The following is a 12592-nucleotide window of genomic DNA, read 5'->3' as shown; positions in this document are numbered from 1 at the left end:
ACTGCGGGCGAGGGATCGCGATTCGCGGGCCAGGTCGTCAGCGGCGGCCTCGCGGATCGGCCGGGCGGAAGTGCTCCAACGGCGTACGCCGCCCGGAACTGAAGGCCTCGATCGATTCTTCCTCCGTCGCGGTCGACGATGCGAACAGCGCACCCTCGTCAGCGCCGACGTAGATCGTGCCGCCGCCGCGCACGGCATGCGACACCGCGACGCCTCCGATCGCAGGAACCTCGCGATGCGCAAGCGGCGCGTCTGCGGGAGCCATCCGCCGCCAGAGCTCCGTCCCGACCGCCACCAGGCGATTGAGATCCGGTGCCTCGTCCTCGTCACCGGCCTCCGCGAGCTTCGCCCGCAACCAGTCGGGGCGGTTCTCGGGCGAACGCGGGAACCTCTTCTGGTCTGCGACGAACACGCCCGCGTCGACACCCGCGGGCTCGAAAACGGGCTCACCGTCGAAGTCGAACGACGCTGCGACGCTCGCCGGGGCCGTCACGGTGATATCGGCCGTGAACCACGTGCCCTTGCCGTCTACGTACATCACCGCACGCAGGCGCTCGAGAGGCCCGTCGACCTCATCCGGCGCGAAATCGAGCTGAGTCGTTCCACCACGCGTGATCTCGAATCGCGTGTCCTCCACGACAGCGGTCATCTCGGCGTGGAGCACGAGTCGCTCCCAGCCCGGTTCGACAGCTGCGACCAGATGACGACTGATCTCGTCGACGAGATCTCCTTGCGCGACGATCGCCGGTTCACGGGTGTGATCGCTCATTCACGAACTCCTTGCGATGCCGAGATCGAGTGTTCGAGCACTGTCCACCGGCGCGCACGGTGCTGGTCCGTATCGGCGGAAGATCGCACGATTTGGGCGGGACGGCTCATCGCGGCGCCCCCACCACGTCGCCGATCTCGTCGAGGCCCGTCTCCGCCCACAGCGCTACGCGCACGGCCTTCGCCCCGGGCATCGAGAGCCCCCACACGCGGACGGTGCGCGCTCGGCCCTCGTCGTCGGTCCAGGACACCGAGACGTCCCTCGGCGTCGTCTCGAAGCGGACATGCGGCGGGAGGGCGTCGGGAGTGCATGCCGCCGAGCCCGCCGGATACAGGTCGGCCGCCATCAGCCGCATCGCATCGTCGAGGCGCGTGGCGAACGCCACGGATGCGGGCGTTCCGCGACTGGCGAACTGCAGTTCGAACCCGCCTTCGGTCGGGATCACGGCGTAGCCGACCTCGCCGTCCGAGAGCTCGACGATCCTGTCACGAAGCGGCCTGCTCGGCATCAGGCCCGTGCCGAACGCGAGCCTCTCACCGAAACGGGCCGCTTCCGTCAGGGTGTCGTCCACGAGTGATGAGCCCACCGGAGGAGTTCGGCCGGAGCCGAGCGCCATGAGCTTCGCGTGCAGCCAGTCGGGCCGGTGCTCGGGGGACCGCGGGAACCGCTGCTGATCGGCGAGCCACAGGCGCGGCACGAGGGCGGCGAAGTCGCGCGGAGGGTTGTCGTAGTCGTACTTCGCCTCGGCGCTGCCATCGCTCCCCACGACGAGCTCCATCGAGAACCACGTGCCTCGATCCCGCCGGTACAGCGCCCGGCGCAGCCTGGAGAGCGGAATCGCGGTGCCGGATGGCGCGGCGAGCGACCGGTCGTCGGCGCCCGCGAGCTCGGCCGTCACGAGCGCGTCCGTGACCCCGCCGACGCTGGCCGCAGACAGGACGATGCGCACCCACCCTGCCGGCGCGACCGCGACGAGTTCCGCGGCGATCGCGGCTCGCAGCTCCGCCTCGACGATCATCGGGGGCTCGTCCGTCTCGGCCATGGGGCTCCTCGCGTCGGTGTGCACTCGCCGCTCCATCCTGCACCCCGCGCCTGATTCCTGGAAAAGCGGTGACGTCGGCATCGGGCCGGTCTCGCCGCTGGCCCGATGTCCGTCGCGCGTGGGCGCACGGTGCCTCTTCGGAACTCATTGCGCGTCTCGACCGGATACGGCTATGGTGTGAACAAACGTTTGAGCACGGTCGAAGGAGACGAGATGCCCGACCACACCGGCGTCGACCCGGCGCCCGCCGCGCCTCGGCCCGCCGCGAACGACCTCCCGCTCGAGGGCGTGCTGGTGCTCGACTTCAGCCAGTTCCTCGCGGGGCCCGTCGCCGCCCTGCGGCTCGCCGACCTGGGCGCGCGCGTTATCAAGATCGAGCGGCCGGGCGCGGGCGACATCGGCCGCACCCTCGCCTTCGCCGGTCGCACCTTCGAGGGCGACACGATGTCGTTCCACGCGATGAACCGCAATAAGGAGTCGATCGCCGCCGACCTCAAGCGACCCGCCGACCTCGCGTACGTGAAGGAGCTCGTCGCGCGGGCCGATGTCATCGTCGAGAACTTCCGCCCCGGCGTGATGAAGCGCATCGGGCTCGACTACGACGCGGTGCGCGAGATCAACCCCGCGATCGTCTACGCGAGCGCGACCGGCTACGGCACATCCGGGCCGTGGGCATCGCGCCCCGGCCAGGACCTCCTCGCCCAGAGCATCTCCGGACTGCCGTGGCTGAACGGCGCGGGCGACGCGACCGGGCCCGTGCCGGTCGGCCTCTCGATCGCCGACCACCTGCTCAGCTGCCACATCGCGCAGGGGGTCACGGCCCTGCTCGTGCGCCGCTACCGCACGGGCCGCGGCGGGCTCGTCGAGACGAGCCTCCTCGAGTCGATGCTCGACCTGCAGTTCGAGCTGCTCACGACGAAGCTCAACGACGACTCGATCCGGGTCGACCGCCGCGGCACCCATTCGGCGCACGCGTTCCTCGGCGCGCCCTACGGCACGTACCCGACCAGCGACGGCTACCTCGCGATCGCCATGAACCCCATCCCGAAGCTCGGCGAGCTGCTCGAGCTCCCGGCGCTCGTGGCCATGACCGATCCGGATGACGCCTGGTCGCATCAAGGCGAGATCGAGGCCGCGCTCGCCGAGCGCCTCCTCGAGCGCACGACCGACGAGTGGCTCGCGGTGCTCGACGCCGCCGATGTGTGGTGCGCCCCCGTGCTCACGCTCGACGAGCTCGTCGAGCACGAAGGCTTCGACGCGATCGCCATGACGCAGGAGATCAGCCGCGACGGCCGCGCGCTGCGCACGACCCGTTCGCCGCTGCGCGTCGACGGTGAGCGCCTCACGTCACCGCGCGGCGCCCCGCGCCTGGGTGAGCACTCCGACGCGGTCCGCGCCGAGTTCGAGGGGAGCGCGGGATGACCACGCTGCGCGGCATCACCTGGGATCACCCGCGGGGGTACGACTGCGTCGTCGCCGCCTCGACCGAGTACGCGCGCGCCACGGGGGTCGTCGTCGAGTGGGAGAAGCACCCGCTCAGCGCCTTCGAAGCGGCGCCGATCGGGGAGCTCGCCTCTCGATACGACCTGATCGTGCTCGACCATCCGCACATCCCCGAGGCCGTGGCGCTCAGCGCGCTCGCGCCGCTCGACGGCGCCGGCCACGATGACGAGCTCGCGGCGCTCGCCGCAGACTCCGTCGGCCCCGGCCACGCGACCTATGCGTATGCGGGGCACCAGTGGGGCCTCGCGACCGACTCGGCGGCGCAGGTCGCCCTCGTCCGCCCCGACCTGCTGCCCGAGGCGCCGACGGAATGGGACGATGTGTTCGCTCTCGCCCGCCAGGGGCGCGTGCTGTGGCCCTGCAATCCGGTGCACGCACTGTCGAGCCTCGTGACGCTGGCAGCCAACGCGGGCGCAACGCCGGGCTCTGAGCCCGGAGTGTTCCTGCAGGAGGAGCCCGCCCGCGCGGCGCTCGAGCTGATGCATCGCCTCGTCGAGCTGGTTCCGAGTGACAACCTCGATCAGAACCCCATCGACGTCGCCGAGACGCTCGCGACGAGCGAACGGTACGCGTATTCGCCGATCGCGTACGGCTATGTCAACTACTCGCGCGCAGGCTTCCGCGCGCACCGCATCCGGTGCGCCGACATCCCGCGCGGCCCGCGCGGCGTCGCGGGCTCGCAGATCGGCGGCGCCGGCATCGCGGTCTCGGCCTCGGCGGGTGATGTCGACGAGGCGCGAGCCTTCGCGATCTGGCTCGCGTCGCCCGACGTGCAGCGCGGGGTCTATTCCGCCAACGGCGGCCAGCCCGGCTACGCCGCCGCGTGGGACGACGACCGCCTCAACGCCGAGACGCTCGACTTCTTCCGTGGCACGCGCGCGACGCTCGAGGGTGCGAGCGTGCGGCCGCGCTTCCCCGGTTGGCCAGAGTTCCAGCGCCGCGCGGGGGAATGGACGAACGCCGCGCTGCGCGGGCGGATGACCGACGACGAGCTGCTGCGCCGCCTGTCGGGCGCCGCGGGCGAGTTCCTGGTGGATCCGTGACTGCTCCGCATCCGCGCCGCAGCGGCGCGAGGCCGGCCGAAAGAAGCCGGCTGACCCGATTCGGCCCGGCAAACGAGGGAGGTATCCGATGATCACGCAGGACCGCTGGTTCGAGGACTACGAGGTCGGCGAGACCCGCACGACGGTCGGCCGCACCGTCACGGAGGCCGACATCGTGCTGCACGCCGGCCAGACCGGCGACTTCTTCCCGCACCACATGGACGCCGAGTGGATGGCGACGCAGCCGGCCGGCTCGCGCATCGCGCACGGCACCCTCATCCTGTCGATGGCCGTCGGCATGACCGCCGGCGACATCAACCCGCAGTCGATGAGCTACGGCTACGACCGCATCCGGTTCATCGGCCCCGTCTTCATCGGCGACACGATCACCGTCACGGCGGAGATCACTGAGAAGGCGCCGCACCGCAAGCGCCCGGATGGCGTGGGCTACGTGCACGAGCTCGTCACGGTGCGCAATCAGCGCGGCGAGACGGTCCTCGCGCTCACCCACCTCTACCTGGTGAATCGCCGCGCATCCGGCCACACCGACGCGCCGAAGTAGCATCGAGCATCATGGCCACACTCAGCGATGTCGCCGCCCGCGCGGGCGTCTCGGTCTCCGCCGTCTCGCGCGTGCTGAGCAACGCGCCGGATGCGAGGGTCGGCGACGAGACCCGTGAGCGCATCCTGCGCGCGGCAGAGGAGCTCTCCTACCGCCCGAACCACGCGGCGCGCGCCCTCAAGCTGTCGCGCACCAACGTGGTCGCCCTGATCGTGCCCGACCTGACGAATGCGCTGTTCACCGAGCTGATGCGCGGCGTCGACGACGAAGCGGCGCGCCACGGCTACACCGTGATGCTCGCGCGCGCCGAGCGCATCGAGGAAGACCCGGAGGCGCTGCGCCGGATGATCGGGGAGGGTCGCGTCGACGGCGTGCTGCTGCACCCGGGCGACGCGCCGGATGAGGACGCGCTTCGGCCCGTGCTCGAGGGCGGGCTCCCCGTTCTCGTCATCAACGCGCCCGGCCCCGAGGGCACCGCCTCGGTTGCGCTCGACGACGCCGAAGGCGCCGCCGTCGCGACCCGGCACCTCCTCGGCCTCGGCCACCGCCGCATCGGCTTCCTCGGCGGATCGGAGGCGAGCCCGACCGCCCCGCGCCGCGAGGCCGGGTACGCCGCGGCGCTCGCCGAGGCCGGGGTCGCGCTCGACGAGTCGATCGTCACCCGCATCGGCTACGTGCCCCGCGCGGGCGGCGAGGCGCTCGCCGCCGTGATGGACGCGGCCGAGCCGCCCACCGCCGTTGTCGTCGCGAACGTCAACGCCGCGATCGGCGCGCTGCTCGAGGCCCGCCGCCGCGGCATCGCGGTGCCGGAGGAGCTGTCGATCGTCACGATCCACGACGCGTGGACCGCCGAGAGCACCTGGCCCCCGCTGACCGCCGTGAGGATGCCGCAGTACGAGATGGGGCAGGCGGCCATGCGCCGCCTCGTCGCCCGCCTCGGCGACGGGCGGTCGGGCGGCCCCCGCGCCGAGCCCGCCGGGCCCGAACAGACTCTGATCGACGAGCCGGCGCCGCTCCTGATCATCCGGGAATCGACGGCCCCGCCGGCCGTCTGGGGCTGAGAACCGCACCAACTCAACGACGAGAGGATGCACGACATGACCGTCATCGACGCGCACCAGCACGTGTGGGATCCGGCCCGCGCTGACTATGACTGGCTCGAGAACGAGCCGGGCGCGATCAACCGCGCCATCGAGCTGCCCGAGCTGCTTCCCGAGCTGCGGCTGGCGGGCGTCGAGCGCGTCGTGCAGGTGCAGTCGGCCGACAACGTCGAAGACACGCGGCTGATGCGCGAGTCGGCGGCCGCGCACGCCGAGGTCGCGGCGATCGTCGGCTACGCGCCGCTCGAGCGCCCCGAAGAGACGGCCCGCATCGCCGAGTCGTGGCGCGGCGACTCGCTGATGGTCGGCGTGCGGAACCTGATCCACAACATCCCGGATGCCGACTGGCTGCTGCGCCCCGAGGTGGACGAGGGGCTCGGGGTGCTCGAGCGCGCGGGGCTCGCCTTCGACCTCGTCGCGGTGCTGCCACGGCACCTCGAGCTCGTGCCGATCCTGTCCGAGCGCCACCCCGACCTGCGCATCGTGATCGACCACCTCGGCAAGCCGCCGATCGGGGCGGATGCGGATCAGCCGTGGCGCGGCCTGATCGCGAGGGCGGCCGAGAACCCGAACGTGTACGGCAAGGCCAGCGGTCTGTACTCGGCCGTCGGCGAGCCGGGCGACTGGACGACCGATGCCATCCGGCCCGTGTTCGATCACGCCGTCGACGTCTTCGGGCCCGAGCGCCTGATGTACGGCGGCGACTGGCCGATCTCGCTGCTCGCCGGCGGCTACACCCGCGTCTGGGAGGGCCTCGCCCCGCTGTTCGCGTCGCTCGCGCCGGCGGAGCGCGAGCGCGTGCTCGGCGGCACGGCCGCGGAGTTCTACCGCATCGATCCGGCGCGACTGTAGCGCCCCGCGGACACGATCGGATAAACATCCGACGTTTTATGCTCAAACGATTGACTGCCGCATCCGGCTCCACTAGCGTGGCCCACGTCACGACGGTGCCGACGGCACCACAGCGCACGAGAGCTCGTACTCAAGGGAGAGTGTGATGAAGTCCAGCAGGCTGTTGATCGGCGGCGTTCTCGCCGCGACCGTTGCCCTCGCGGGCTGTTCCAGCGGGGGAGGCGAGGCCGCCGCACCCGAGCAGACGGACTCGGGCGGCCCCATCACGGTGTGGGTCGACCCGCCCCGCGTGCCGGCAGCGGAGGCCTTCAAGGAGGCCCACCCCGACATCGAGATCGAGATCACCCAGATCGACGGAACCGTGGGCGGCCAGACGGTGCGCCAGGCGTTCGCGAACTTCGACGAGGCGGGCGAGGGCTGGCCCGACGCGATCTTCTTCCCGACCAACGACGACATCGCGTGGGCGACGAGCTCGATCAGCAATTACGCGGCCGACCTGAGCGAGCTGATGCCGGATGTCGTCGAGGGCTACGACGAAGCCGTGCTGTCGTTCTGCGACATCGACGGCACGATCCGGTGCCTGCGCAACGACGCGGCCCCCGACGTGCTCTGGTACGACACGAAGTTCTTCGCTGAGAACGGCTACGAGGCGCCGACGACGTGGGAGGGCTACGCCGAGCTCGCCGTCACGATCGCCGAGGAGCACCCCGGCAAGATCTCGGGCATGCTCGGCGACGCGTACGCCGTGAACCGCTACCTGCAGGCGGCGAACTGCCCGACGAACGAGCGCGTCAGCGAGACGGAGGCGCGCATCGATCTGGAGGCCGATGGCTGCGGCAAGATGATCGACCTGCTGGCGAAGATGCAGGAGGCGGGCGCCCTGTCGAACCAGGGCATCTTCGACGGCGACGCCGCCGAGGCGGGCCAGAACATGGTGATGAGCCCCGGCGCGGTGTGGTGGGGCAACTACCTCTACCGCGACACCTGGGGCGTGCCGGAGGGGACGATCACGGCGACGACGCCGCTCGCCTGGGAGGGCGACTCGGAGCCCACGACCGGCAACGAGGGCGGCGGCCTGTGGGGCCTGTCGTCGCACATCACGGGCGCGCAGCTCGAGAACGCGATCACCTTCATGGAGTTCGTCGCAACCGACCCTGCGTGGCAGGTCGAGCTGTCGACGGGCCTGCCCGGCTACGGCCCGGTGCAGGATGCGTGGCTCGAGAACGTCGAGGAGGACGGCTACTTCGCCGACATCGAGGGCAGTCAGGCGGCGTTCAAGGAGTCGCTCGGTGCCGTCGCCCCGTACGACTACATGATGTACGACACCGGGTCGGTGTGGACGCAGACCGTCCCGCCGACGCTGATCGACGGCGGGAGCATCGAAGACGCGATCGCGGCCTTCGGCGAAGAGCTCACCAATCAGGCCGAATCGGTCGGCTACACCGTCACGCATTAGGGCTCGACCGCTCCGGATGCCCGCGGCGCATGCCGCCCGGGCATCCCGAGCCGGGACCACCGCAATCACACGACGCACGACACGGAAGCGGCATCGATGTCGGAGACCACGACCCTCTTGACCGGGAACAAGCGCGCCCCGCTGGGGCGCTCGCGCGCCAGGCGCGCCGAGGCGATCGGCGCGTGGACGCTCCTCGCGCCCTACGCCGTGCTGTTCCTCATCGGCGCCGCGATCCCGATCGGGTATGCGTTCGTCACGAGCCTGCAGAAGGCGCCGACGCCCGTCGACCCGACAACCGGATTCGGCGGCCTCGACTCGTTCGTCACGGTCGTCACCGATCACCGGTTCTGGTCGACGTTCCAGAACATCGCGATCGTGATGGCGATCTGGCTGCCGATCATGGTGCTCGGCATCGTCGGCCTCGCGCTGCTGCTGCACGCGAGCCCGAACCGCTTCGGCGGCGCGATGCGCTTCATCTACTACATCCCCGGCGCGCTCGGCGGCATCGCCAACTTCGTGCTCTGGGTATACCTGCTCGACCCGCAGCGCTCGCCGATCGCCTTCCTCTGGCAGGGCATGGGGGCGAGCTCGTTCAAAGAGGTCGTCACGCCGGGCAACATGCCGGGCATCCTGACCGCGATGCTCTTCTTCCAGGGCGTCGGCACCTGGATCATCGTCGTCAACGGCGGCCTGAACGGCATCCCGGAGGAGGTGCTCGAGGCGGCGAAGCTCGACGGCGCGAACGCGTGGCAGCTGGCATGGCGCGTGAAGCTCCCGATCATCCGGCCGTGGATCGGCTACGCCGCCCTCATGAACATCGCGTACGGCTTCCAGCTGTTCCTCGAGCCGTACCTGTTGAGGCAGATCTCGTCGGGTGCGATACCGCCCGAATGGGCGCCGACGCAGCTCGGCTACGCCTTCGCGTTCACGAACCGCGACTTCCCGGCGGCCGCGGCGATGTCGATCATCCTGCTGCTGATCACACTGGCGATCGGATGGGTGATCGTGCGCAAGAGCGGACTGTTCGGCGAAGACGAGAGGGGCAACTGATGAGCACCGCCGCACCCCGCAACCGCACGGCCGCCGCGTCAGCCGGCCGCTACGGGCGAATCGTGACGATGGTGGTCGTCGCCGCGTTCTTCCTGCTGCCGATCCTCGGCTTCGTGATGCTGATCTTCCAGAGCGAGGAGGGACTGCGCTCGGGGGAGGGCGGGCTGTTCGGCATCGGCGCGCTCAGCTGGGAGAACGTCGTCTACAGCTGGAACGAGCTGTCGAAGTTCGGGCCGGGCGATGGGCACGTGTTCCAGCGCTGGCTGCTGAACTCGGTCGTGGTCGCGACGAGCGGCACGATCATCGCGGTGGTCGCGGCGATCCCGGCCGGGTACGCGTTCGCGCGACTGCGGTTCCGGTTCCGGAAGGCGTTCCTGTTCGTCACACTGCTGGCGATGGTGATGCCCAACACCGTGCTGGTGATCCCGATCTTCCTCGAGGTGAACGCGATCGGCGCGATCGGTCAGCTCTGGCCCGTCGCGGTGATCATGGGCTTCTTCCCGTTCGGCGTCTACCTGGCGTACATCCACTTCATGACGACGATGCCGCACGAGCTCCTCGAGGCCGCGCGCATCGACGGCCTCGGCGAGGTGAAGACGTTCTTCCAGATCGGGGTGCCTCTCGCGAAGCAGGCGATCGCGCTCGTGGCGTTCTTCTCGTTCGTCGCGAACTGGATCAACTTCTTCCTGCCGCTGGCGCTGCTCACCTCGAGCCAGGAGAACAAGCTGATCTCGATCGGCATCCAGGAGCTCATCGGCGCCAGCCCGATGTTCAACGCGACGGTGGCCGCCGGCCTCGACGTGAAGCTCTACCTGCCGCAGCTCGCGCTCGCGACGGTCGTGTCGATGCTGCCGCTGATGGCGATGTTCCTCGGCGCGCAGCGCTTCCTCGTCAAGGGTCAGACGGTCGGGGCGGTGAAGGGGTGATGCGGTCGAGCGGGGCGATTCCGGATGGCGCGGATCGCAATGCCCGGGGCGCCGGTGCCCGCGCGGCTCGAGCCGCCGGCGCGGACGACGCCGAGGGCGGCGGGGCACGCCCAGAGCGCACGCTCAGGGCGGGCTACGACGGGAGGCTCCCCGAGCGCCCGCGTCCGATCGTGATCGTCGGCGCCGGCGGGATCGTACGCGACGCGCACCTCCCCGCCTACCGCAAGGCGGGCTTTCCGGTCTGGGGCATCGTCGACATCGATGAGGGGAAGGCCAGGGCGCTGGCGGCCGAGTACGGCATCCGGAACGTCTTCTCGTCGGCGGCCGACGCCGTCGCCGCAGCGCCCGCCGACGCCGTTTATGACCTGGCGCTGATGCCGGAGCACGTGCCTCCAACGCTCGAGGCGCTCCCCGAGGGCGCGCCCGTCCTCATCCAGAAGCCGCTCGGCCACTCGTACGCCGAGGGTGCGGCCCTGCGCGAGCTGTGCGACCGACGCGGCCTCGTCGCCGCAGTGAACACGCAGCTGCGCTTCGCGCCCTACATCGCCGAGGCGCGCCGGATGATCGCGGCAGGTGCCATCGGCGAGGTGTACGACGCCGAGCTGCGCGTGAGCGTGACGACGCCGTGGGAGATGTTCCCGCAGGTGTTCGGGCTGCCCCGGCTCGAGTTCACGATGCACTCGGTCCACTACCTCGACCTGTTCCGCTCGTTCTTCGGGGAGCCCAGCGGCGTGAGCGCCGCGACAGTGCGGCATCCGGAGAAGCCCGACGTCGCGACCACGCGCTCGAGCGTGATCCTGCGCTACCGCGACCGGCCCCTGCGCGCCGTCATCTCGACGAACCACGACCACGACTTCGGCGGCGAGCACGAAGAGAGCTTCGTGAAGTTCGAGGGCACCGAGGGAGCGATCCGTGCGCAGATGGGCCTGCTGCTCGACTACCCGGAGGGCGGCCCCGACCGCCTGCAGTTCGCGCGCCACTGCGGCGGGTGGCACGACGTGCCGTTCGACGGCTCGTGGTTCCCCGACGCGTTCATCGGGTCGATGGGCGTGCTGCAGCGCTTCGCGTGCGGCGAGATCGACGAGATGCCGACGTCGGTCGACGACGTGCTGAGGACGATGGCCGTTGTTGAGGCGGCCTATCGTTCGGAGGACATCGAGGGAATCGACCCGGAGGGGATCACATGAAGCGCGTCGCCAGCGTCATCGGCCTGCCGCCCGAGAACCGCGAGGAGTACGAGCGCTACCACGCCGCCGTCTGGCCGGGTGTGCTCGCGGCGATCGAGGCCGCCGGCATCCGGAACTATTCGATCTTCCGCCACGGCGACCTGCTGTTCTCCTACTTCGAGTACGTCGGCGACGACTACGAGGGTGACATGGCACGGATGGCGGAGGACCCGACGACCCGCGAATGGTGGGCGGTGCAGGAGCCGCTCCAGCGACAGCTGCCCGGTACGCCCGACGGGGAGTGGTGGATGCCGATCGACGAGGTGTTCCACCACGACGGCGGTTCCGCCGACCCCGCCGGGCGGCCATAGGGTGATGTCATGGCGGTGACGGACGACGCGATTCTGGGTATCAAGGACATGATCGTGTCCGGCAAGGTGAAGCCCGGCGGCAAGCTGCCGCCCGAGAAGGATCTCAGCGAGCAGCTCGGGCTCTCGCGCAGCTCGTTGCGGGAGGCGGTCAAGGCGCTCGAGGTCATCCGGGTGCTCGACGTGCGACGCGGCGATGGCACCTACGTCACGAGCCTCGAGCCGGCGATGCTGCTCGAGGCGATGAGCTTCGTCGTCGAGCTGCATCAGGATGACTCGGTGCTCGAGCTGTTCGAGGTGCGCCGTATGCTCGAGCCGGACGCCGTCGCGCTGGCCGCGGGCAAAGCCACAGCTGAGCAGGTTGCCGAGATGCAGCAGACGCTCGCGACTGTCGACGAGCAGACCTCCGTCGAGGAGCTCGTCGCGCATGACACCGAGTTCCACGCACGGCTCGCCGCCGCGAGCGGCAACGGCTACCTCGCGAGCCTGCTCGAATCGCTGTCGAGCCGCACCGTGCGGGCGCGCGTGTGGCGCGGCATCACGGAGGGTGGCTCGACCCGCCGCACGATCGACGAGCACCGGGGCATCCTCGAGGCCGTCGAGCGCGGCGACGCCGAGCTCGCGCGGGCGCTCATGCTCGCGCACATCTCGGGAGTCGAGCAGTGGCTGCGTGCGGCACCGTTCGATCCGGAAACATCCGACCAATAGGGGCCGGATCGGGTTAGACTGACGATGTGGCGGTACTGTCGCCGCTT

13 protein-coding genes are annotated in these 12592 nt (G+C 70.3%); 11 read left to right on the top strand and 2 right to left on the bottom strand.

Features of this window, described 5'->3' with window-relative positions:
- Nucleotides 1–37: 37 nt before the first annotated feature.
- Nucleotides 38–769, bottom strand: coding sequence for a hypothetical protein (locus C0010_RS03805; protein ID WP_105565736.1), 732 nt, complete (start codon nt 767–769; stop codon nt 38–40).
- 106 nt (nt 770–875) lie between these two features.
- Nucleotides 876–1811, bottom strand: coding sequence for a hypothetical protein (locus C0010_RS03800; protein ID WP_105565735.1), 936 nt, complete (start codon nt 1809–1811; stop codon nt 876–878).
- 213 nt (nt 1812–2024) lie between these two features.
- On the opposite strand from C0010_RS03800, the gene C0010_RS03795 reads away from it, so the two are divergent.
- The 11 genes from C0010_RS03795 (at nt 2025) to C0010_RS03745 (ending at nt 12545) form a co-directional block, all read left to right on the top strand.
- Entirely contained in the window at nt 2025–3233 is a 1209-nt protein-coding gene (locus C0010_RS03795; protein WP_105565734.1) for a CaiB/BaiF CoA transferase family protein, read from the top strand.
- On the top strand, nt 3230–4357 hold the full coding sequence (locus C0010_RS03790; RefSeq protein WP_105565733.1) for an ABC transporter substrate-binding protein: 1128 nt from the start codon (nt 3230–3232) through the stop codon (nt 4355–4357). The genes C0010_RS03795 and C0010_RS03790 overlap by 4 nt, the downstream gene beginning before the upstream one ends.
- A gap of 88 nt (nt 4358–4445) precedes the next feature.
- Complete coding sequence (locus tag C0010_RS03785; protein WP_174150244.1) at nt 4446–4919, top strand: MaoC family dehydratase; 474 nt, start codon at nt 4446–4448, stop codon at nt 4917–4919.
- Between the two features lie 11 nt (nt 4920–4930).
- Nucleotides 4931–5980: a LacI family DNA-binding transcriptional regulator gene (locus C0010_RS03780; RefSeq protein WP_105565732.1), complete on the top strand. Its 1050-nt coding sequence runs from the start codon at nt 4931–4933 to the stop codon at nt 5978–5980.
- A gap of 36 nt (nt 5981–6016) precedes the next feature.
- Nucleotides 6017–6871 (top strand): amidohydrolase family protein, encoded by an 855-nt coding sequence (locus C0010_RS03775; protein WP_105565919.1) that lies wholly within the window; start codon nt 6017–6019, stop codon nt 6869–6871.
- A 145-nt stretch (nt 6872–7016) separates the two neighbouring features.
- Entirely contained in the window at nt 7017–8327 is a 1311-nt protein-coding gene (locus C0010_RS03770; RefSeq protein WP_105565731.1) for an ABC transporter substrate-binding protein, read from the top strand.
- Nucleotides 8328–8423: 96 nt separating this feature from the next.
- A complete protein-coding gene (locus tag C0010_RS03765) occupies nt 8424–9377 on the top strand; it encodes a carbohydrate ABC transporter permease (protein ID WP_105565730.1) in 954 nt (317 codons plus the stop codon).
- A complete protein-coding gene (locus C0010_RS03760) occupies nt 9377–10303 on the top strand; it encodes a carbohydrate ABC transporter permease (protein WP_105565729.1) in 927 nt (308 codons plus the stop codon). The genes C0010_RS03765 and C0010_RS03760 overlap by 1 nt, the downstream gene beginning before the upstream one ends.
- A 170-nt stretch (nt 10304–10473) precedes the next feature.
- The gene (locus tag C0010_RS03755) at nt 10474–11490 is read left to right on the top strand and encodes a Gfo/Idh/MocA family protein (protein WP_232531710.1); all 1017 of its coding nucleotides are present in this window, start codon (nt 10474–10476) and stop codon (nt 11488–11490) included.
- The gene (locus tag C0010_RS03750; RefSeq protein ID WP_105565727.1) at nt 11487–11840 is read left to right on the top strand and encodes an L-rhamnose mutarotase; all 354 of its coding nucleotides are present in this window, start codon (nt 11487–11489) and stop codon (nt 11838–11840) included. Before C0010_RS03755 ends, C0010_RS03750 begins: the two co-directional genes overlap by 4 nt.
- A 9-nt stretch (nt 11841–11849) precedes the next feature.
- Complete coding sequence (locus C0010_RS03745) at nt 11850–12545, top strand: FadR/GntR family transcriptional regulator (RefSeq protein WP_105565726.1); 696 nt, start codon at nt 11850–11852, stop codon at nt 12543–12545.
- The last annotated feature ends 47 nt before the right edge of the window (nt 12546–12592 follow it).

The sequence above is a fragment of the Microbacterium halophytorum genome (assembly GCF_002970975.1).
Lineage (GTDB): Bacteria > Actinomycetota > Actinomycetes > Actinomycetales > Microbacteriaceae > Microbacterium > Microbacterium halophytorum.
The sequence above is the reverse complement of the archived record's forward strand: the minus strand, read 5'-3'. Positions and strand labels throughout refer to the sequence as shown.

Bases quoted from the DNA above. Each gene is read 5' to 3' on its own strand.
- C0010_RS03805 (WP_105565736.1), bottom strand. From the start codon at position 769: ATGAGCGATCACACCCGTGAACCGGCGATCGTCGCGCAAGGAGATCTC.
- C0010_RS03800 (WP_105565735.1), bottom strand. From the start codon at position 1,811: ATGGCCGAGACGGACGAGCCCCCGATGATCGTCGAGGCGGAGCTGCGA.
- C0010_RS03795 (WP_105565734.1), top strand. From the start codon at position 2,025: ATGCCCGACCACACCGGCGTCGACCCGGCGCCCGCCGCGCCTCGGCCC.
- C0010_RS03790 (WP_105565733.1), top strand. From the start codon at position 3,230: ATGACCACGCTGCGCGGCATCACCTGGGATCACCCGCGGGGGTACGAC.
- C0010_RS03785 (WP_174150244.1), top strand. From the start codon at position 4,446: ATGATCACGCAGGACCGCTGGTTCGAGGACTACGAGGTCGGCGAGACC.
- C0010_RS03780 (WP_105565732.1), top strand. From the start codon at position 4,931: ATGGCCACACTCAGCGATGTCGCCGCCCGCGCGGGCGTCTCGGTCTCC.
- C0010_RS03775 (WP_105565919.1), top strand. From the start codon at position 6,017: ATGACCGTCATCGACGCGCACCAGCACGTGTGGGATCCGGCCCGCGCT.
- C0010_RS03770 (WP_105565731.1), top strand. From the start codon at position 7,017: ATGAAGTCCAGCAGGCTGTTGATCGGCGGCGTTCTCGCCGCGACCGTT.
- C0010_RS03765 (WP_105565730.1), top strand. From the start codon at position 8,424: ATGTCGGAGACCACGACCCTCTTGACCGGGAACAAGCGCGCCCCGCTG.
- C0010_RS03760 (WP_105565729.1), top strand. From the start codon at position 9,377: ATGAGCACCGCCGCACCCCGCAACCGCACGGCCGCCGCGTCAGCCGGC.
- C0010_RS03750 (WP_105565727.1), top strand. From the start codon at position 11,487: ATGAAGCGCGTCGCCAGCGTCATCGGCCTGCCGCCCGAGAACCGCGAG.
- C0010_RS03745 (WP_105565726.1), top strand. From the start codon at position 11,850: ATGGCGGTGACGGACGACGCGATTCTGGGTATCAAGGACATGATCGTG.